Raw genomic sequence first — 18,328 nt, 5'->3', positions numbered from 1 at the left:
ATCCCCCTCATCCAACTTCGCCTAGCCGCTTACAGCGGCAAGGCTTCGTATCCTTCTCCCTCGAAGGGAGAAGGTATAAGGGGACACCGTGACCGACCTCACCACCCCCCTCCGCATTCCCGAGGACGCCGACGCCGCGCTGCGCCCCAAGTCGCTCGCCGAGTTCGTCGGCCAGGCGGCGGCGCGCGAGAATCTGCGCATCTTCGTCGAGGCGGCGAAGGCACGCGGCGACGCGCTCGACCATGTGCTCTTCTTCGGCCCGCCGGGGCTCGGCAAGACTACGCTGGCGCAGATCGTCGCGCGCGAGCTCGGCGTCGGTTTCCGCTCGACCAGCGGCCCGGTGATCGCCAAGGCGGGCGACCTCGCCGCGCTGCTGACGAACCTCGAGGACGGCGACGTGCTGTTCATCGACGAGATTCACCGGCTGGCGCCCGCGGTCGAGGAGATCCTCTATCCGGCGATGGAGGACCGCGCGCTCGACATCATGATCGGCGAGGGACCCTCGGCGCGCTCGGTGCGCATCGACCTGCCCAAATTCACGCTGGTCGGCGCGACGACGCGGCAGGGACTGCTCACGACGCCGCTGCGCGACCGTTTCGGCATCCCGGTGCGCCTGAATTTCTACACCCATGCCGAACTCGAGCAGGTGATCACGCGCGCCGCGCGGCTGCTCGCGCTGCCGATAGCCCCCGACGGCGCGCTCGAAATCGCGCGCCGCGCGCGCGGCACCCCGCGCATCGCGGGCCGCCTGCTCCGCCGCGTGCGCGATTTCGCGACCGTCGCGGGGCATGAGGTCGTCGATGCAAAGGCCGCCGACGCCGCGCTCAACCGGCTCGAAGTCGACGCGCTCGGGCTCGACGCGATGGACCGGCGCTATCTCCTTATGATCGCGGACATCTATCGCGGCGGACCGGTCGGGGTCGAGACGCTGGCGGCGGGCCTGTCGGAGCCGCGCGACACGATCGAGGATGTGATCGAGCCCTATCTGCTCCAGATCGGCCTGATCGCCCGCACCGCGCGCGGTCGCATGCTGAACGCAAGCGCCTGGAAACATCTCGGCCTCAATCCCCCCGCCGGGTCGCAGGACGGGCTTTTCGACAAATAGGTTGCGCCGATGCGGCCGCAAAAAGGATCGACCATGAAGAGATTTGCCTTTTTCCCGATCGTCGCCCTCGCCGGCATCGCTGCTCCGATCGCCACGGCGTCGGAGGCTCCGTCGATCGACAGCCTTGTCGTCTGCGCCTCGCTGCACGGCTGGTTGGCCCAACATCCCGACGTTTCGGAATCCGACCGCGTACTGGCGAACCGGGAAGCGTTCTGGTTCCTGAGCCGCGCATGGGAAGCGGCACCTTCCGAGCAGGAGGTGACCGCCGAGAATTACAAGCGACGGGTGAGCGAGCGAAAGCAGCGGGCGGCGATGGCCGCTTTCCATCCAGACCCGGGCGCCGAAGCCGACATGATGCAGGATGCCCAAAAGGAAATCGGTTCATGCAGCGCGGTAGGCGCGGCGCTTGTCGCGAAAAAATGACGGAAATCCGACCGTTTCTGCCACCAATCGGCCCATCGTTGCGACGAAACGTTTAACAGGGGTTTGCGACGAGTCGTTGCGCCGCTATCGGTCATTGCCATGACCGCCGTGCCGCCCCCTTTTGTTCCCGGAGCCTTTGTCGGGGCCGAGCATCATTACCGGACGCGCGTCTATTTCGAGGATACCGACCTGTCGGGCATCGTCTATCACGCCAATTATCTGCGCTATATGGAGCGCGCGCGATCGGACATGCTGCGCCTCGCCGGCATCGACCAGCGCGCGGCAATGGAGGCGGGCGAGGGCGCCTGGGCCGTCACCGACCTGGGCATCAAATACCGCAGCCCCGCGAAGCTCGACGATGATTTGCTCGTGGTCAGCACCGTCGAGGCCGTGCGCGGTGCCAGCGTCATTATCGCCCAGCGCATCCTTCGCGGTCAGGCGGCGTTAAGCCCGGAAACGCTTACCGAGGGCCGTGTCACAGCCGCCTTCCTGTCCCCCGCAGGCCGTCCCCGCCGCCAGCCCGGCGACTGGGTCCAGCGCTTTTCCGCCGTCATGAATGGAGAGACCATCCCTTGCTGAACAATATCTCGCTGGCTGCCGACGCGGCGACGCTGTCGCCGATCGCGCTGTTCCTTCAGGCCGACTGGATCGTGAAGGGGGTGATGATCGGCCTGCTCCTCGCGTCCATCTATGTCTGGACGGTGATCTTCAGCCACGGCCTTGGCGTCGGCAAGCTGATAAGGGCGTCCGAGCGGTTCGAGCGCGATTTCTGGCGCGCGGACAATATCGACAAATTCTATGACAAGAACAGCGGCGAGGAGCTTCCGAGCGCCAAGGTTCTCGCCGCCGGGATCAGCGAATGGCGCCGCTCGACCAAAGGCAAGGCCATCGACCGCGAGGGCACGCGCGAGCGGCTCGGCATCGCGATGAACGCCGCGCTCGCGGGCGAGGTCGACCGGCTGGCCGAGAAGATCGGCACGCTCGCCACCATCGGTGCGGTCGCACCTTTCGTCGGGCTGTTCGGCACCGTCTGGGGCATCATGCGCAGCTTCACCGCGATCGCGGCGGAGAATAACAGCAGCCTCGCGGTCGTTGCGCCCGGCATCGCCGAAGCACTGTTCGCGACCGCGATCGGCCTGTTCGCGGCGATCCCCGCGGTCATCGCCTACAACAGCTTCTCGCAGCGGCTGAACCGGCTCGAATCGCGGCTCGGCCGCTTCGCCGACGGGCTGCACGCGACCTTCAGCCGCGAACTGGAGCTCGAAGCCTGATGGCGATGTCGGGTCTTTCGGCCGGCGGCTCCGGCCAGCGGCGCGGGCGCCGCGGCGGCCGTGCGCCGATGTCGGAGATCAACGTCACGCCGCTCGTCGACGTGATGCTGGTGCTGCTGATCATCTTCATGATCACCGCTCCCCTGCTGGCCTCCGCCGTCCCCGTCGACCTGCCCGAAAGCCGGGCAAAACCCGTCGAGACCGAGGAACAGGAGCCGGTGCAGCTGTCGATCAACGGCGACGACACCATCTATATCGGCGAAGAGATCGTGGCCGAGGCCGAACTCCCCGCCCGGCTCGACGCGATCGCCGCGGCGCAGAGGGACGGCGAACGGCCGCGGCAGATCATGCTGCGCGCCGACAAGGGACTCGACTATGGCCGCGTGATGCGCGTCATGGGTGAACTCAACCGCGCCGGGCTGACGCGCATCGCACTGGTCACCACGGGGTCGGACAGCGCACCGGCCGCGGTCACCGGCGGTTCAGCAACGGCGCCATAGGCTCACCCCATGGCGGCAACACGGGCAGTCACCGGCAACGAGGCACGCGGCATCGCCATCGCGGTGGTCGCGCATGTCGTGATCATCGGCCTGTTGTCGGTGCAATGGACAGCGGGCGAGCGGCGCTTCGACAATCCGCCGATGGAGGTCGATCTGGTCGCCGAGACCGCGCCGGAATCGAGCGCGCCGATCATCAGCGAGGCACCGCCCGCGCCGCGGCTTGGCGAGGAAGACGCGGTCGAGATCGCCGCGCCCGAACCGCAACCGGTGCCCCCGCCGCCGAAGCCGTTGCCCGAACCCGTGGTCCGTCCAAAACCGGCGCCGAGCACCGAAGCAGGTCGCCCAGCCGAAGCAGGCACTGCCGAAAAAGACGCAGCCCCCAGCGCAGAAGGCAACCCCAAAGGCGACGCCAAAGAGTTCGACCAAGAAGGCGGGCATAACGCCCAGTGGGCGGCTCGACGGCATCGTCGAAGGGCTGGGCCGCGATGCGACGAAGTCGCAGAGCAAGGGCGCGCCCGCGAAACAGACCGCCGCGCAAGTGCAGCGGTCGGCCCAGTTGGCGGTCGATCGCGAAATCAAGCCTCATTGGCAACGCAATGCGCCGTCCGGCTACGAGGTCGAATTGCTGCGCCTGACGCTGGAAATACGCCTCAGCGCCGATGGCAAGGTCCTCGATGTCCGGCAGATCGGCGACCTGACCGGAACGACCGATTCCAATGCGCCGCAACAAAAGCGCTTCATCGAACAGGCGCGCAAATCGATCACCCAAGCCGCACCCTTCGAAATTTCAGCGGATGGTTATGATGGCGTCATCGTCGTCAGACAGCCCTTCGCCGCCGTCAGGAGATGAAGATGAAAACCCCGATCGCCCTATTGGCTAGGCCTTCTGGCGCTGGGGGCCACATCGGCTTCGGCGCAGCAATCCGCCCCGGCGCAGCCCGCCGAACAGGTTCAGGACTCGCCCGAAGTCGTCGCCGAACTTGGCGGCGAAAAAGCCGTCATCGCCGTTCCCGCGCTCGCGACGCCCGCAGTCACCACCGTCGCCGGGCTGCGCACCGACAGCCTTGGCCGCCAGATCGCCGAAGTCATCGCCGCCGACCTCGAACGCAGCGGGCTTTACGCCCCGCTCGGCCCCGGCAGCGTCCGCGCGATCACCATGGCGGAAGTCACCGCGCCGCGCTTCGCCGACTGGCAGGCGCGCAATGCCGAAAATGTCGTCCATGGCTTCGTGCGCACCAACAGCACCGGCGGCCTGATTGTCGGCTGCTATCTCTACGACACCGACCTCGGCAGCGAACTGGTGCGCCAGGGATTCGAAATCCAGCCCGCCGACTGGCGCCGCGCGGCGCATAAATGCGCCGACGCCATCTATTCGCGCCTGTCGGGCGAAGCTCCCTTCTTCGACAGCCGCGTCGCCTATATCGCGGAGAGCGGGCCGAAGGGGAACCGCATCAAGCGGCTCGCGATCATGGATTCGGACGGCGGCAACCACCGCTTCATCACCAACGGGCAGGCGCTGGCGATCAGCCCGCGCTTCTCGCCCGATTACAAGAAGATCGTCTATGTCAGCTATCTGAACGACCGCGTCCGCGTCTTCATCTACGACGTCGCGGCCGGGACCCAGAAACTGGTCACCGAAAGCCGCAACGCGACCTTCGCCCCGCGCTGGTCGCCCGACGGCCGGCAGATCCTCTTTTCGATGGCGGTCGCCGGCAACACCGACATCTACCGTATCTCGGCGGAAGGGGGCACGCCGGTGCGGCTGACCAACACGCCGGGCATCGACGTCGGCGGCAGCTTCTCGCCCGACGGCAGGAAGATCGTCTTCGAAAGCGACCGGTCGGGCAGCCAGCAAATCTACACGATGAACATCGACGGATCGAATCAGCAGCGCATCAGCTTCGGCGGCGGCCGCTACGCCACGCCCGAATGGTCGCCGCGCGGCGACCTGATCGCCTTTACCAAGATGGGCGGGGGCGAGTTCCGCATCGGGGTGATGACCCCGGCGGGCGGCGGCGAGCGGCTGCTCACCAACGACTGGCAGGACGAGGCGCCGACCTGGTCGCCGAACGGCCGCGTCATCCAGTTCTTCCGCACCACGCGTGGCAAGGACGGCCGGTCGAGCCTGTGGCAGGTCGACCTGACCGGCGTGAACATGCGCCGGTTGCAGACACCGCAGGACGGCTCCGACCCCAGCTGGGGACCGGTGCTGCCCTGACGCGCCAAGCGGCACAAAATGGGGGGCAGAACCCATTTCGGAACCTTGGGTTCGACCTTGGGTTCAACATGGGTTAATCTGAAGATGAACACGACCATCCGGATCAACACGAAAGGGACGAGAACATGACGACGATACGGAAAACCAGCGCCATGATCGCCGCGATCGCAATGCTCGCCGTGGGCGCCTGCGCCAAGAAGGCGCCCGATACCCTGCCCCCCATCCCCGATGGCATCGACGATGGCAGCGGCGGTTCGAGGGGCAGCGGCACTGTGATCCCGGGATCGCAACAGGACTTCCTCAACAATGTGTCGTCGGACCGCATCTTCTTCGGTTTCGACCAGTTCAACGTCGATGCCGAGGATCAGGCGACGCTGCAGAGCCAGGCACAGTGGCTGCAGCGCAATTCGGCGGTGCGCGTCCTGCTCGAGGGCCATGCCGACGAACGCGGCACCCGCGACTACAATATCGCGCTCGGCGAGCGCCGCGCGAATGCCGCGAAAAACTATCTCGCCTCGCTGGGCGTCGATCCGTCGCGGATCGAGGTGATCAGCTATGGCAAGGAACGTCCGGCCGAACTCGGCTCGACCGAGGAAGCCTATGCGAAGAACCGCCGCGCGGTGACGGTCGTCATCCAGCGCTGAGCAGCGGCCAGACCGGCACCGCCGCCCAGGCGGCGATGGCCAGAAAGACACCGAAGGGGACCGTTCGCAACGACAGCGGGCGGTCCCCTTTTCCTTGGGTGAAGAGCGCCCAGACAAGGCCGCCGAAGCTCGCCAGCAGGATCATGAGCGGCAGCGCCTGCCAGCCGATCCAGCAGCCGATCGCCGCGACCAGCTTGGGATCGCCGCCGCCCATGCCATCACGCCCCCGACCGCGCCGATAGGCGAGCGCGATCAGGGCCAGCACCGCACCGCCCGCGACCGCGCCGATCCAGCGGTCGAGCAGCCCGGTACCGAGCATCGGTCCCGCAAGGAGCAGGCCGGCGAAGGCCAGCAGGGCGCTCAGCCGGTCGGGCAACCACATATGCCGCGCATCGAGCAAGGCGAGCGGCAGCAGCAGCCAACCGAACAGCGCCCAGAGCCAGCCCGCGAGCCCCGGCACCACAGACAGCGCAATGGCTCCGATCAGGGCCGACGCCAGTTCAACCTGCATATGAAACGGATCGATCGGCGCGCCACAAGTCCGGCAACGCCCGCGCTGGAAAATCGCGGAGGCCAGCGGGACGAGATCCAGCGGGGCAAGCGGCCTTCCGCATCCGTCGCATACCGAGCGCCCCAGCACGGAGCGCCCATCGGGCCAGCGCAGCACCAGCGTCGCGATGAAGCTGCCGAGGGTCAGCCCGAGCAGCGCCGCGAGCCCGACGCCCGCTCCATGCGGCAAGGCGGCAAGCGCCACGGCCATCGGATCAGAAACGGCCCGTGCTCACCAGCACGAAGCCGCCGTTGCCGGGCCGGAAACCGATCGCCGACAGCGCCGCCGCCATCGCCGGATCGTCGGCCTGGATCGCGAATTGCGCGCGGTACGCGCCGCTGCCGTCGAAACCGAGCGTCAGCCGCTCCATGCCGGACTGGCTGGTCAGCGCCGCCTCGGCGCGTCCATCGGCGCAGCGCAGCGGCCCCGACAGGCCGCGCGACAGGTCGAGCCCGGCGATCGAGGTGCCGACATTCAGCTGGATGCGGCCCGCCGCGCTGACGCACCGCCCGCGCTCATCGAAACGCACCGCCGTGCCTTCGAATCGCAGGCTGTCGACCGGCACCATGCCGAGACCGCCCGAAAGCGACGATGTGCCGTTGAGATCGGACAGCCCGCGCGGATTGCTCCCGTGCAGGCGACCGGCCAGATCGCCGAGCCGCGGATCGGGGCGCTTGAACGCCATCTCGACATCGCCGCCGAGCAGCGCCAGCGGCGACAGGCTGGCCTGCACATTGCCGAGCGGCAAGGCACCGAGCCGCGCCTCGATCAATTCGCCTGCCCACACCGACCCGTTCACCTCGCGCGCGGTCAGGCCCGATCCTTCGGCCCCCGCCATCGCGAGCGCGAGCCGCATCGGGAAAGTCGCGACGATCAGCAGCAGCGCGACCGCCACGGCGGCGAAGATCAGGCGGCGGCGCATCAGGCCCCGCCCCGCCGCAATTCGGCGGTCATGCCCACGGTGCCGTCGGCCGCCGGCGTAATCGTCAACTGGTCGACGACGAAGCCCTGTCCTTCCAGCGACGCAAGCCAGTCGGTCAGCACCGTCGCCTTGGCCGTCGCGATCGCGATCGTCGCCTGCCCTTGCCCGCGCGCCTCGTTGCGGTCGAGCGTCAGCCCGATCTCGCCCGCCGATTGGGTCAGAAACTGGTCGATGGCGACGCCGTCAGTGGCGGCGGCCACCGCGGGCGTAGCCGCCGGGCGCTGCGTGAGCAATTGTACCTTGGCGGCGATCCGGCCCTGGCGCTCGATCGCGGCGCGATGATCGGCCTCCAGATTGCCGAAGGCGGCATAGGCCGGGCGGCCGAGCAGCCAGATCAGCACGCCGAGCACGAGCACCGCCGCGACGCCGACCAGCCAGCGTTCGCGGCGCGACAGCCCTTGCCACCAACTGGCGATCCGCTCGCTCATGGCACCGCCCTCACCGTGATATTCGCCATCTGGTTCCCGTCACTGCCCGCCATCGGCTGCGCCGTGACCTTGTAGCCGCGTGCCTGCAATGCGAGCAGCACGGCGTTCAGGTCCTCCGTGCGCGGCGCCGCAAGCGTCGTCGACAGCGTGCCATCTGTCCGGTGCGACAGCGTCTTGAGCGCCACGCCCGGCGTATCGCGCATCGCATCGTAAAGCGCCGACGCCGGCACCGAGAAGGCGAGCGGTCCGCCCCCCGCCGCGGCGAGACGGCGGTCGAGTTCGGCCTCCGCCGCCGCGGCGTCGGTGGCGGTCACGCCCGCCTTCTTCGCCGCGGCCACGCTCGCCTCGTCGGCGCGCGCGATGTCGGCGTTGACGCGGATCACATGGATGACCGGGATCAACAGCGTGACGGCCAGCAGCGCCAGCGCGAGCCGCTTCATCCAGATCAGCATCGCCGGATCGATCAACCAGCCGCGCTTCGGCTGCCACGCCCCGCTGAGCAGGTCGAGCGGCGGGGCGGCGAGCGACAGCAAGAGCGCCGCACGCATCCGGTCGGCATCGAGCGGCGCGATCGGGCGCCCGGCGGCAATCAGCGGGTCGAGTTCGGGGTCCGAGGCGAAGCTCCGGTCGTCGCTGCGCACGATCTGTTCGCGCCCCAGTTCGGCGGTCCACAGGCTGCCGGGCTCGGGCGGCGGCACGATCGCGGCGGCGGGGATGATCGCGGCGGGCGACAGCCCCTGCGCCTTCAGCCAGTCGGTCCACGCCGTCATCGCGGCGTGCGTCGTGACCGCGACCGGCACCGCCTGCCCCGCGTCGGCCGGCTGACCCGTGACGACATGCAGCAACGCGGCAGCGCTCAGGCTGTCGCGCAGCGTGTCGACGCGCGCGATCGCGGCGGCCTGCGCGGGGGCGGCATCGGGATAGGCGCGCCAGCGCAGCGGCGCGTCGGCGGCGGGCGCGAACGCGATCAGCCGGTCGTCGCCTTCATCGTCCTGCGGCTTTTCCCAGGCATCGACCCAGCCGTCGCCCTGCCCCGAATCGACGATCACCCCGTCGTCGACGCGCAGCCAGGCCGCGTCGGCGCCGCCATCGGCCAGCGCCGCCTGCGTCGGCAGCCAGAGAAGCAATGTGCGCGCCATGTCAGTCGGTTTCGCCCCAATCGCGCCGCACGACCACCGGCGGCGCCTGCCCTGCGGCGGGCGCACCCCCATTGGCGTCGATCAGCGAAACAGACGTCAAGAAACCATCCCCCATCGTCACGTCGGTCTTCAGCACCAGCCAGCGGCTCGTCACCCCCGCCTGCTCGGCGACATCGGGGGGCGGGTCGAGCCGGGCAAGCGGCCCCGATTCCCAGAATCGCACGCTGCTGCCATAGCCGCTGCGGCGGGCCGCGCCGCCAGCGCCGCGCGCGCATCGGCGACGCTCAACTGCCCCGGCAGCAGCATCGCGACAAGCGGCGCCTGTTCGGGCGCGAGCGTATTGACGTTGAGCTTGACCGGCCCCGACGCGGGCAGCGCGCAAATCCACGGTTTGAGCCGCGCATAGAGCTTCGGCGTCACCCCGCGCACGGCACGCAGCTCGCTGATGTCGGCCATGCGGCGGTTGCCGGGCAGGTAGCTGCCGGGCAGCGCGCGATAGACGCCGTCCTCGGCGCCGAGCGGACCATCGACGCTGTCGCTGTCGATCCAGTCGGCGGTCGCGCCGGCCACCGCGCGCGCCTCGTCGGCGTCGACGCCGAGCAGCGTCATCAGTTCGGCGAACTGGCCGGTGCCGCCGGGGCGCTGGGTGAAGCGCCCGGCTATGGTCTCGGCGACCAGGCTGTTGAGGTTGAAGCAATTGCTCGCATCGGTCAGCCGCGCCGTCCCCTGCCCGTTCGGAAGTGGCAGGGCGAAATCGCGGCCGAGCCAGTTGTCGGCGAGGGTCAGCTTGGCCGGATCGCGCCCGACAAGGTCGGCGACGCGGCGCAGCGCGATCTGCTCGGCCGCGAAGCTGTAGGCGCGTCCCTGATCGACCGTCGCCGCGCTGCCCGCGATGCGCGTCGCGAGCGTCAGCCGGTCGAGCGCCGTCGCGGCGATCACCGCCATCACGGCGACGAGCAGCAATACGCTGAGCAGCGCGGCGCCGCGCTCATCGGGCGTGCGGCGGATCATGGTGCGGGCGCCACGGGCATGGGCGGCGGGACCGGCGTCGGTGCGGTCAGGAACAGCATCACCAGCGGGGCGCGGCCCTGCCGCGTCAGCCGCACCTCGACCGCGCGCGGCAGGCGGTCGCCGGGTTCCGACGTCCAGCTGCCCGCCCATTGTCCCCGCTCGTCGCGATAGCGCACGGCGATGCCGGTCACCTCGTCCACCAGCCGGTCGCCATCGCCGAGCGGGGTGCCGTCGAGCATCGGCTGGACCGCGCGGCGCCATTCGCCGCCGACGCGCGCATAGGCGACGCGTTCGACATTCGGGCGCGCGCCGCCGTCGAGCGAAACCGCGCCGCCATGGACCAGCGCAAAGCCCGTTTCGGACCCCGCAAAGGCCGGGATCGCCTCGCCCGAAGGGCCACGCGTCGCGCGCGGCAATGCCTGCGCCAGATCATTGGCCATCACCGCGCGCAGCCGGTTGATCCCGCCCATCGCCTTCAGCCGGTCCTGCACCGCGTTCTGCGTATCGACGCTGCTGCGCAAGAGGCCGACGCCGATCGCGGCGATCGCCGCGAACAGCGACAAGGCGACGAGCATTTCGACGAGGGTGAAGCCGCGATCATCGCCAGATGATCGCGCCCCGGCGGAAGCCGGGGCCTCGTGAGACCATGCCGAACGTTGCTTCAGCCAACCATGGACCCCGGCCTTCGCCGGGGAACAGCCATGAGATAACAACGCCCTCATCGGCTGGGCCGTATGATCGTCAGCGCCGCCTGCCCGCGCCCGTTTTCGGGGCGGATGATCAGGTCGATGCGCAGCAGGCTGTCGTCGGCGGTCTTGGCGACGCGCTGGTCGATGCGCCAGTTGCGCCCGGCGTTGGACACGCCGACCGCGCTGTTGCCGATCGTCGGCGGCGCCGGGTCGGTCCACAGCTCGACCGCGCGATTCTGCGCGACGATGCCGGCAAGCGTGCTGTCGTCGAGGTCGCCGGCGGTCCGCACCGCATAGGCGTCGAGCCGTACCAATGTCAGCGCAGCGATGCTGATGATGCTGAGCGCGACCAGCATTTCGAGCAAGGTGAAGCCCCGCTCATTCGCCACGGCTGACCTCCCCGGTCGCCGAGACGCGCACGACCTCGCGCGCGCTGCCGCCGCTCAGCACGATCGCCTGCGGGGTCGGGCTGGTGCCGACGCGGTCGAACAGGATGCGCGCCGCGTCCTGCCCGTTCCCGGCGGCGAAGCGCACGTCGGACGGCCAGTTCCGCTGCCGGAACGATCGCCCCGGCAGCGACTGCCATTCACCGCCGACCCGCCGTTCGAAGCCATAGCCCGAGGGCGCGAAATTGACCGAGACGCTGCGTCCCTCGATCACCGCGATGTCGCGCGCGGCGGCGAGGCGCGCGGCGAGCCGGTCGGCTTCGCTGCGCACGCTCTGTTCGTCGCCGGGGATCGTCATCACCACCGCGGTCGCGGCGAGCGCCAGAATCGCCAGCACGACCATCAGTTCGACGAGGGTGAAGCCGCGTTCGGACCGACGCGCGCGCGCCTCAGCTGTCGGCGCGGATATCCGCATTGTCGTCGCTGCCTCCGGGCGCGCCGTCGGCGCCGAGCGAATAGATGTCGAAGGGCGTGCCATTGGGGCCGGGCACCTGATAGTTATAGGGGCGGCCCCACGGGTCTTCGGGCAGGCGCTTGATATAGCCGCCGCGGCGGTAGCGTTCGGGCTGCGTCAGCGATGGCGGCGGCGTGATCAGTGCTCCCAGCCCGTCGCCCGACGCCGGATAGCTCAGATTGTCGAGCCGATATTGTTCGAGCGCGGTTTCGAGCGTTGCGATATCGGCCTTCGCCTTGGTCACCATCGCCTTGTCCTGGCTGGGCAGCACGTTGATCAGCACCACGGTCGCGAGCAGCCCGATGATGAAGATCACGACCATCAGCTCGGTCAGGGTGAAACCGCGCTCGTCGCGCTTGCCGCGCCGCCGGGGCGACGGACGGGCGGGATCGAGCATCAGGCGGAAGAAGAGCTTCATCAGCGACATTTTCATAGTCCGGCAAGGTTCTGCAACTGGAGGATCGGCAGCAGGATGGCAAGGATGATCAGGGCGACGCACGACCCCATAACGACAATTATGACAGGTTCGAGTAAGGCCATGGACGCCGCCGTGAAGCGGTCGAATTCGCGCTCCAGATAGTCGGCGGCGCGTTCGAGCATCACCTCGAGCCGCCCCGCGCTCTCGCCGCTCGCGGTCATGTAGACGAGCAGCGGCGGGAACACTCCGGCGTCGCGCAGCGCCGCCGACAGCCCGCCGCCGGCGCGCACCTGATCGACGATCGTCGCGGTCGCGCCGGCAAGCGCGGCGTTGCGGATCGTCGGCACCGTCAGCCGCAGCCCTTCGACCAGCGGCAGGCGGCTCGACACCATCGTCGCGAGCGTGCGCGCGAAGCGCGCCGCGTAAAGGTCGCGGAGCAGCCGCCCGAGCAGCGGCAGGCGCAGCAACCGCGCATCGACGCCCGCCTTGAACGCCGGACGGCGCATCGCGGCGACCCAGGCGAAGGCCGCCGCGGCGAGCAGCAGCGCGATCAGCCACCACCAGTTGGCGGCGAAGCCCGAGATCGCGATCACCGCGCGGGTCAGGAAGGGCAATTGCTGACCCGTATCAGTGAACTGCTCGACGACGCGCGGGACGACGAAGATCATCAGCGCCGCGACGACGCCGATCGCGACGATGGCGAGCACGATCGGATAGGCGAGCGCGGCGATCAGCTTGCCGCGCACCTCGGCCTGGCGTTCGAGCAGATCGGCGAGGCGCGCGAGGATGGTGGTGAGGCTGCCCGTCGTTTCGCCCGCCGCGACCATCGCGCGATAGAGCGGCGGGAAGCTGCCCGGCTGGCGCCCCATCGCATCGGCGAGGCGGCGTCCTTCGAGCAGGCCGGCGTGGACGTCGCCGATGATGAGGCGCGCGGCCTCCGCCTCGCTCTGGCGGGTCAGCGTGCGCAGCGCCTCTTCGAGCGGCGCGACCTCGGCGAGCGTCGCGAGCTGGCGGGTGAAGAGCGCGAGCTGCTTCGACGATAATCTGTTGCGGCGGAACGCGAGGAGCGAGGCCCCCGCGGCCGGCTTCGCGCCCGTGGCCTCGACCGCGACGATATGGAATTTGCGCCGCGCGAGGTCGGCGCGCGCGGCATCGTCGTTGGCGGCGGTCAGCCGCCCCTTGCGTTCGCGGCCCTGGGGATCGATCGCCACATAGCGATAATCAGGCATCGACATCCTCGCGCCGCGCGATGCGGATCGCTTCTTCGGCGGTGGTCAGCCCCTTGGCGACCATCGCCCGCGCCGCCGAGGCGAGCGTCGGCGATTTGAGGAAGGCGTGCTTCACGATCATCGCCTCGTCGCCGCCATTGTAGATATAGCGGCGCACGGTGTCGTCGACCTTGATCGCCTCGAACACGCCGATCCGGCCCTTGAAGCCGGTGCCGCCGCACTGGTCGCAGCCCTTCGGCTTCCAGATGACGGTGCCGATGTCGAGACCGAGCATCGCGGCGACGCTGTTGTCGGCCTGGATCGGCTCGCGGCAATTGTCGCAGAGCTTGCGGACGAGCCGCTGGGCCAGCACCGCACGCAGCGTCGAGGCCAGCAGAAAGGGTTCGACCTTCAGGTCTTTCAGGCGCGTGATCGCACCGACGGCGTCGTTGGTATGCACGGTCGAAAGCACGAGGTGACCCGTCAGCGACGCCTGCACCGCGATGTCGGCGGTTTCGCGGTCGCGGATTTCGCCGACCATCACCACGTCGGGGTCCTGGCGCAATATCGCGCGGAGGCCCGCCGCAAAGTCGAGACCCACCTTGGCGTTCACCTGCGTCTGGCCGACGCCGTCGACGGCATATTCGACCGGATCCTCGACCGTCAGGATGTTGCGCTGGCCGTCGTTTAGCTGTTTCAGCGCCGCATAGAGCGTCGTCGTCTTGCCCGAACCCGTCGGGCCGGTGACGAGGATGATGCCGTTCGGTTCGGCGAGCGCCTCGCGCAAAATCTGGTCGGCGGCGCCCGTCAGGCCGAGCACGTCGAAGTCGATGCCCGCCGCATCCTTGTCGAGGATACGCATCACGACGCGTTCGCTAGGCGCGGCTGGGCAGGGTCGAGACGCGGACGTCGACCGCCTTGCCCGCCAGCGTGAGCCCGATGCGGCCGTCCTGCGGGATGCGGCGCTCGGCAATGTCGAGGCGCGCCATCACCTTGATGCGGCTGACGACGACGGGCGCGACGTGCGGCGGCATGCGCAGATGTTCGCGCAGCACGCCGTCGGTGCGCATCCGCACGACAAGGCCGCTTTCATAGGGTTCGATATGGATATCGCTGACCCCCTGCCGCACCGCTTCGGCGATGATCGCGTTGATCAGGCGGATCGCGGGCGCATCGTCGGCGCTGTCGAGCAGATCCTCGGCGCTGGGGATACCGAGTTCGAGGTCGGCGCCGTCGAGCGACCCCGCCATTGCGGCGGCCGAGGCATCGACGGCATAATGGTCGGAAAGCAGACGGTCGAAATCGGCGTTGGTCGCGGCCGCGACCTTGAGCGGCGCGGCGAGATAGCGTTTCACCTCGATCAGCACCGCGGGGTCGGCGCCCTCGCGCAAGGTCGCGAGCCATACGCCGCCTTCGCCCGGCGCGATGACGACGCCGTGCGTTCGCGCGAAACCATAGGGGATGTCGACCGGCGCCGGGGAAGCGGCGATCGGATCGTCTTCGGTCACGGATAGTCTCCCGGCGGCGGAGCGGGGGCGTTGGCGACCGAGGGCGGCACGTCGGTGGTCGTAACGGTGCCGTCGGGACCGCGCAGCGCCGGCAGGTCGACCGGACCGACGGTGATGTCGGCGGCGGTCGGCGGCGACGGGGGCGTGGTGCCCATATAGTCGCGCACCAGCGTATCGATCGCGGGCTCCTCGTCGGGATTGCGGCGGAGCTGCGTGTCGCGGATATAGCCGTAGCGGCGCGCGGTGAGCGCGGCATTATCCTCGCGGTTGCGCAGGATCGTCGGGCGGATGAAGACCATCAGATTGGTCTTGGCGCGGCTGCGGCTGCGCGACTTGAAAAGTTCGCCGATCAGCGGGATGTCGCTCAAGAGCGGGATGCGCTCGATCGTCCTGCGCTCGTCGTCGTTGAGCAGGCCCCCGATCGCGAGGATCTCGCCGTCGTCGACGGTCAGCACGGTTTCGAACGACCGCTTGTTGAGGATGAGGTCGCTATTGCGCGACGATACGGGGCTGGCGACGCTCGACACTTCCTGGCGCAGGAACAGCTTGACCTCGCCCGCGCCGTTGACCTGCGGCGTGACCTCCAGCTTGATGCCGACCTCCTCGCGCTGGACGGTGCGGAAGGCATTGTCGAAATTGTCGCTCAAAGCCTCGCCGGTGGTGATCGGCACTTCTTGACCGACGAGGAATTTTGCCGCCTGATTGTCGAGGGTTACGATATGCGGGGTGGCGAGCAGGTTCGACGTCGTGTCCGACTTCACCGCATTAATGATAGCCCCGAAAATCGTGTTCTTGCCGATGTCGCCCGCAAAGCCGGCAAAGCCGCCGGTCGCCTGGAGCAGCTGCGCGGCCGCCGCTTCCTGCAGGCTGTTGCCGAAGGCGCTCGATGTCTGGGTAACGACCGTGGTGCCATCGACGGTGGTCGTGTCCTGCGCCAGCTGCGTTGCGGCATAGGCGCCGCCGAGCGTCAGGATGTTGGGCGAGGCATTGCTGTAGCTCGTCGCGACGAAGGGGATATTCTTGCCGCCGAGCAGGAACTGGACGCCGAGCTGCTTGGCGGCGCTGTCGCCGATCTCGACGACGATCGCCTCGACCAGTACCTGTTCGCGGCGGCTGTCGAGCTGACGGATCAGCTCGCCGAGCATCCGCTGCACCTCGCTGTTGGCCGCGACGATGATCGCATTGGCGCCTTCGTAGCGGGTGACGATCGCCGGGCCGCGCGTCGAAATGCTGCCGCCCGAGCCGCTGACCGAGGTCGGGGTGGAGGCGACCGGGGCCGCCGTCGGCGCCGATGCGCCGCCACTCGACGACGAGGAGGACGAAGAGGTTGCCGGTGGCAGCCCCGCCTTCTGCGCCGGATCGCTGCCGCCGCCGATCAGTTGCTGCAGCGTCGGCAGCAGCGTTTCGGCATTGGCATGCTCCAGCCAGTAGACGCGCAATTCGGTGCCGCCCGCCGCCTTGGCGTCGAGGTCGTTCGCCATCGACACGAAACGCGCGACGAGCGCCTGGTCGCCGCGCAGCGCGATCGCGTTGCTGCTGTCGATCGGCACGATCGCGACGGGCGACTGCGCGCCCTCACCCGCCGCGGGCACCAGCGCCTGCAACGCGGCGGCGATCTCGCGTGCGCCGGCATTTTTCAGCGTGACGATCTGGCTGGTCGTGCTGTCCCGGTCGATGCTCGCCGCAAGGGCACGGATGCGGCGGATATTGTCGGCGAAGTCGGCGACGACCAGACTGTTGGCGTTGCGGTTCGCGGTCAGCGAGCCCTGCGGGCTGACCAGCGGGCGCAGTGTCTCGACCGCCGCGACGGCGTCGATATGGCGCAGGCGGATGATTTCGGTCACGAACTGGTTCTGCGCCGCACCCTTGCCGCCGATGCGGCCGGGCTGGGCGGCGGCGCCGTCGATCGGCTGGATGCGATAGGCGCCGTTCGGTCCCGGTACGGCGACGAGGCCGTTCGAGCGCAGGGTGGCGAGGAAAATCTCGAAATATTCGCTGCGCGACAGCGGGCGGTCGGTGACCACCGAGACCTTGCCGTTGACGCGCCCGTCGATGACGAAGGTCCGCCCGGTGATGCGCGCCGCATCCTGGATGAAGGCGCGGATGTCGGCGTCGCGGACGTTGAGCGTATATTGCGCCAGCGCGGGGCCCGGCGTGGCGGAAACGAGCGCGGCGGCAAGCATCAGGGACAGTTTGAGGCGCATATACCCTACTTCGAGACGAAAATGGCGATCGGGACGACTTCGGCGCCGCGCTCGACTTCGAGCGAGAGGCGCGCACCCGGTGCGAATTGATTGGCGAGCGCGGCGGCGTCGCCCGCCGAGCCGATCGGGCGGCCATTGATGCCGCGAATGACGTCGCCGGGACGTAGCCCCGCAGCGCGGAAGGTCGCCCCATCGCCCTGCGGCTGGACGACGACGCCGGTGACGCGGCCATTCTCGCTGCGCGGCACGAAGCCGACGCCGCTCTTGAGCGCGGCCGAGCGACAGTTCGCCGGTGGCGGCAGTGGGATTCGCCGGGGCCGACCCGACCTCGGGGGTCGGCGCGGGCAGCGGGGTGACCGGCGTCGCGGTATCGGCGCTGCCGCTCTGGTCGAGGAACAGGCTTTCGCGCGCGCCGCCCCGGTCGAGCAGCACATGGTCGAAGGCGACCCCGGCGAGCTTCACGCCTGGGACGATCTCGTCGCCGACCGCATAGCTCGACTGCACGCCGTCCTCGCCCGCGATGATCGCCGATCCGCCGCCCGTCGCTTCGTTGATGTTGACCCCGAACAGGGTGAGGCCGAGCGCGGTCACCGTTGCCGACGCCGGTCCCTGACCGCCGGTGCGGAAGAAAGGATCGAAGCCGGCGAAAAGCGCGCGGCGTTCCGCGGGCGAGGCGATCACCGCGGTCTGCGGCTGCCAGGCGCCGAGCGGCGCCAGCGGCGTGACCAGTGTCCAGACGAGCATCACGAGCTGGAACAGGAGGAGAAGCGCGAGCAGACCGACGAGCAGCACCGGCCACAAGGTGCGCGGCGACCGCTTGCCGAGCGCGCAGCCATGCGGGCAATCCGCGCGGCAGCCGAACGGCCGATCGGGACATCAGCGTCGCCATGAAATGCCCGTCTTACCCCCGCCTGAAATTGCGTCCTTGCGAGATCGCCTAGGGGCGATCGGTGACAATCAGCTGACGGGAAGATTACAGTTTTTTGACAATGGAGCGAGTCCGGTGCGACCGCCCGAAAAGCCTCTCCCCTTCAGGAGAGGGATTGGCTGGGATCTATCGGCCTTGCGCGAGGCCGATAGATCCCAGCCGCTGCGCCCCGGATCAAGTCCGGGGCTCGCTACTCTCCCCT

Annotated in this window: 22 protein-coding genes and 2 pseudogenes; 8 read left to right on the top strand and 16 right to left on the bottom strand. The window is 68.9% G+C overall.

Annotated features, from left to right (window positions below; all coding sequences use genetic code 11):
• Window positions 1-88 precede the first annotated feature (88 nt).
• The 5 genes from ruvB to tolR all read left to right on the top strand — a co-directional run bounded on the left by ruvB (window position 89) and on the right by tolR (window position 3,299).
• Window positions 89-1,105 (top strand): Holliday junction branch migration DNA helicase RuvB, encoded by a 1,017-nt coding sequence (gene ruvB, locus N0A20_RS02015; protein WP_260582363.1) that lies wholly within the window; start codon window positions 89-91, stop codon window positions 1,103-1,105.
• Window positions 1,106-1,138: 33 nt separating this feature from the next.
• On the top strand, window positions 1,139-1,528 hold the full coding sequence (locus tag N0A20_RS02010; RefSeq protein WP_260582362.1) for a hypothetical protein: 390 nt from the start codon (window positions 1,139-1,141) through the stop codon (window positions 1,526-1,528).
• Between the two features lie 99 nt (window positions 1,529-1,627).
• The gene (locus tag N0A20_RS02005) at window positions 1,628-2,107 is read left to right on the top strand and encodes a YbgC/FadM family acyl-CoA thioesterase (protein ID WP_260582361.1); all 480 of its coding nucleotides are present in this window, start codon (window positions 1,628-1,630) and stop codon (window positions 2,105-2,107) included.
• Window positions 2,101-2,799: a protein TolQ gene (tolQ, locus tag N0A20_RS02000; RefSeq protein WP_260582360.1), complete on the top strand. Its 699-nt coding sequence runs from the start codon at window positions 2,101-2,103 to the stop codon at window positions 2,797-2,799. Before N0A20_RS02005 ends, tolQ begins: the two co-directional genes overlap by 7 nt.
• A complete protein-coding gene (gene tolR / locus N0A20_RS01995) occupies window positions 2,799-3,299 on the top strand; it encodes a protein TolR (protein WP_260582359.1) in 501 nt (166 codons plus the stop codon). The genes tolQ and tolR overlap by 1 nt, the downstream gene beginning before the upstream one ends.
• A 2-nt stretch (window positions 3,300-3,301) precedes the next feature.
• On the opposite strand, the gene N0A20_RS01990 is transcribed toward tolR, so the two are convergent.
• Window positions 3,302-3,493: a hypothetical protein gene (locus N0A20_RS01990; RefSeq protein WP_260582358.1), complete on the bottom strand. Its 192-nt coding sequence runs from the start codon at window positions 3,491-3,493 to the stop codon at window positions 3,302-3,304.
• 26 nt (window positions 3,494-3,519) lie between these two features.
• Here N0A20_RS01990 and N0A20_RS01985 point away from each other — a divergent pair, with 26 nt between their 5' ends.
• The 3 genes from N0A20_RS01985 to pal all read left to right on the top strand — a co-directional run bounded on the left by N0A20_RS01985 (window position 3,520) and on the right by pal (window position 6,161).
• Window positions 3,520-4,149, top strand: coding sequence for a hypothetical protein (locus tag N0A20_RS01985; protein ID WP_260582357.1), 630 nt, complete (start codon window positions 3,520-3,522; stop codon window positions 4,147-4,149).
• 36 nt (window positions 4,150-4,185) lie between these two features.
• Entirely contained in the window at window positions 4,186-5,517 is a 1,332-nt protein-coding gene (tolB, locus tag N0A20_RS01980) for a Tol-Pal system beta propeller repeat protein TolB (RefSeq protein ID WP_409574759.1), read from the top strand.
• 134 nt (window positions 5,518-5,651) lie between these two features.
• Entirely contained in the window at window positions 5,652-6,161 is a 510-nt protein-coding gene (gene pal / locus N0A20_RS01975; protein ID WP_260583785.1) for a peptidoglycan-associated lipoprotein Pal, read from the top strand.
• Here the strand turns inward: pal and N0A20_RS01970 are convergent.
• The 15 genes and pseudogenes from N0A20_RS01970 to N0A20_RS01900 all read right to left on the bottom strand — a co-directional run.
• A complete protein-coding gene (locus tag N0A20_RS01970; RefSeq protein ID WP_260582356.1) occupies window positions 6,148-6,921 on the bottom strand; it encodes a prepilin peptidase in 774 nt (257 codons plus the stop codon). The two genes, pal and N0A20_RS01970, sit on opposite strands and share 14 nt — an antisense overlap.
• A gap of 4 nt (window positions 6,922-6,925) precedes the next feature.
• The gene (locus N0A20_RS01965; RefSeq protein WP_260582354.1) at window positions 6,926-7,633 is read right to left on the bottom strand and encodes a type II secretion system protein N; all 708 of its coding nucleotides are present in this window, start codon (window positions 7,631-7,633) and stop codon (window positions 6,926-6,928) included.
• Window positions 7,633-8,121 carry a type II secretion system protein M gene (locus N0A20_RS01960; protein ID WP_260582352.1) on the bottom strand — a complete coding sequence of 163 codons (489 nt, stop codon included), beginning with the start codon at window positions 8,119-8,121 and terminating at the stop codon, window positions 7,633-7,635. The genes N0A20_RS01965 and N0A20_RS01960 overlap by 1 nt, the downstream gene beginning before the upstream one ends.
• A complete protein-coding gene (gspL, locus tag N0A20_RS01955; RefSeq protein ID WP_260582350.1) occupies window positions 8,118-9,260 on the bottom strand; it encodes a type II secretion system protein GspL in 1,143 nt (380 codons plus the stop codon). Before gspL ends, N0A20_RS01960 begins: the two co-directional genes overlap by 4 nt.
• Before the next feature lies 1 nt (window position 9,261).
• Window positions 9,262-9,414: a hypothetical protein gene (locus N0A20_RS01950; RefSeq protein ID WP_260582349.1), complete on the bottom strand. Its 153-nt coding sequence runs from the start codon at window positions 9,412-9,414 to the stop codon at window positions 9,262-9,264.
• A complete protein-coding gene (gene gspK, locus N0A20_RS01945) occupies window positions 9,411-10,271 on the bottom strand; it encodes a type II secretion system minor pseudopilin GspK (RefSeq protein WP_260582348.1) in 861 nt (286 codons plus the stop codon). The genes N0A20_RS01950 and gspK overlap by 4 nt, the downstream gene beginning before the upstream one ends.
• Window positions 10,268-10,846: a type II secretion system protein GspJ gene (locus tag N0A20_RS01940; protein WP_409574713.1), complete on the bottom strand. Its 579-nt coding sequence runs from the start codon at window positions 10,844-10,846 to the stop codon at window positions 10,268-10,270. Before N0A20_RS01940 ends, gspK begins: the two co-directional genes overlap by 4 nt.
• 143 nt (window positions 10,847-10,989) lie before the next feature.
• Window positions 10,990-11,349, bottom strand: a complete 360-nt coding sequence (gene gspI / locus N0A20_RS01935) for a type II secretion system minor pseudopilin GspI (protein ID WP_260582346.1) — start codon at window positions 11,347-11,349, stop codon at window positions 10,990-10,992.
• Window positions 11,339-11,821 carry a GspH/FimT family pseudopilin gene (locus tag N0A20_RS01930; RefSeq protein ID WP_260582345.1) on the bottom strand — a complete coding sequence of 161 codons (483 nt, stop codon included), beginning with the start codon at window positions 11,819-11,821 and terminating at the stop codon, window positions 11,339-11,341. The genes gspI and N0A20_RS01930 overlap by 11 nt, the downstream gene beginning before the upstream one ends.
• A complete protein-coding gene (gene gspG, locus N0A20_RS01925) occupies window positions 11,796-12,257 on the bottom strand; it encodes a type II secretion system major pseudopilin GspG (RefSeq protein WP_260583783.1) in 462 nt (153 codons plus the stop codon). The genes N0A20_RS01930 and gspG overlap by 26 nt, the downstream gene beginning before the upstream one ends.
• 32 nt (window positions 12,258-12,289) lie before the next feature.
• Entirely contained in the window at window positions 12,290-13,507 is a 1,218-nt protein-coding gene (gspF, locus tag N0A20_RS01920) for a type II secretion system inner membrane protein GspF (protein ID WP_260582344.1), read from the bottom strand.
• Window positions 13,500-14,994: pseudogene (locus N0A20_RS01915) on the bottom strand (GspE/PulE family protein). Before N0A20_RS01915 ends, gspF begins: the two are co-directional and overlap by 8 nt.
• The gene (gene gspD, locus N0A20_RS01910; RefSeq protein WP_260583781.1) at window positions 14,991-17,198 is read right to left on the bottom strand and encodes a type II secretion system secretin GspD; all 2,208 of its coding nucleotides are present in this window, start codon (window positions 17,196-17,198) and stop codon (window positions 14,991-14,993) included. Before gspD ends, N0A20_RS01915 begins: the two are co-directional and overlap by 4 nt.
• Window positions 17,199-17,203: 5 nt before the next feature.
• On the bottom strand, window positions 17,204-17,632 hold the full coding sequence (locus tag N0A20_RS01905; RefSeq protein WP_260583779.1) for a PDZ domain-containing protein: 429 nt from the start codon (window positions 17,630-17,632) through the stop codon (window positions 17,204-17,206).
• Window positions 17,633-17,648: 16 nt separating this feature from the next.
• Window positions 17,649-17,942: pseudogene (locus N0A20_RS01900) on the bottom strand (type II secretion system protein N); the annotation flags it as partial.
• Between the last annotated feature and the right edge of the window lie 386 nt (window positions 17,943-18,328).

The organism is Sphingopyxis sp. PET50, from assembly GCF_025244705.1.
Taxonomy (GTDB): domain Bacteria; phylum Pseudomonadota; class Alphaproteobacteria; order Sphingomonadales; family Sphingomonadaceae; genus Sphingopyxis.
The sequence above is the reverse complement of the archived record's forward strand: the minus strand, read 5'-3'. Positions and strand labels throughout refer to the sequence as shown.

Excerpts from the sequence above, each read along its gene's own strand:
- N0A20_RS02010 (WP_260582362.1), top strand. The coding sequence starts at position 1,139 with ATGAAGAGATTTGCCTTTTTCCCGATCGTCGCCCTCGCCGGCATCGCT.
- N0A20_RS02005 (WP_260582361.1), top strand. The coding sequence starts at position 1,628 with ATGACCGCCGTGCCGCCCCCTTTTGTTCCCGGAGCCTTTGTCGGGGCC.
- tolR (WP_260582359.1), top strand. The coding sequence starts at position 2,799 with ATGGCGATGTCGGGTCTTTCGGCCGGCGGCTCCGGCCAGCGGCGCGGG.
- N0A20_RS01990 (WP_260582358.1), bottom strand. The coding sequence starts at position 3,493 with ATGATCGGCGCGCTCGATTCCGGCGCGGTCTCGGCGACCAGATCGACC.
- N0A20_RS01970 (WP_260582356.1), bottom strand. The coding sequence starts at position 6,921 with ATGGCCGTGGCGCTTGCCGCCTTGCCGCATGGAGCGGGCGTCGGGCTC.
- N0A20_RS01965 (WP_260582354.1), bottom strand. The coding sequence starts at position 7,633 with ATGCGCCGCCGCCTGATCTTCGCCGCCGTGGCGGTCGCGCTGCTGCTG.
- N0A20_RS01960 (WP_260582352.1), bottom strand. The coding sequence starts at position 8,121 with ATGAGCGAGCGGATCGCCAGTTGGTGGCAAGGGCTGTCGCGCCGCGAA.
- gspL (WP_260582350.1), bottom strand. The coding sequence starts at position 9,260 with ATGGCGCGCACATTGCTTCTCTGGCTGCCGACGCAGGCGGCGCTGGCC.
- gspK (WP_260582348.1), bottom strand. The coding sequence starts at position 10,271 with ATGATCCGCCGCACGCCCGATGAGCGCGGCGCCGCGCTGCTCAGCGTA.
- N0A20_RS01940 (WP_409574713.1), bottom strand. The coding sequence starts at position 10,846 with ATGCTCGTCGCCTTGTCGCTGTTCGCGGCGATCGCCGCGATCGGCGTC.
- N0A20_RS01930 (WP_260582345.1), bottom strand. The coding sequence starts at position 11,821 with ATGCGGATATCCGCGCCGACAGCTGAGGCGCGCGCGCGTCGGTCCGAA.
- gspG (WP_260583783.1), bottom strand. The coding sequence starts at position 12,257 with ATGCTCGATCCCGCCCGTCCGTCGCCCCGGCGGCGCGGCAAGCGCGAC.
- gspF (WP_260582344.1), bottom strand. The coding sequence starts at position 13,507 with ATGCCTGATTATCGCTATGTGGCGATCGATCCCCAGGGCCGCGAACGC.
- gspD (WP_260583781.1), bottom strand. The coding sequence starts at position 17,198 with ATGCGCCTCAAACTGTCCCTGATGCTTGCCGCCGCGCTCGTTTCCGCC.
- N0A20_RS01905 (WP_260583779.1), bottom strand. The coding sequence starts at position 17,632 with ATGTGCTGCTCGACCGGGGCGGCGCGCGCGAAAGCCTGTTCCTCGACC.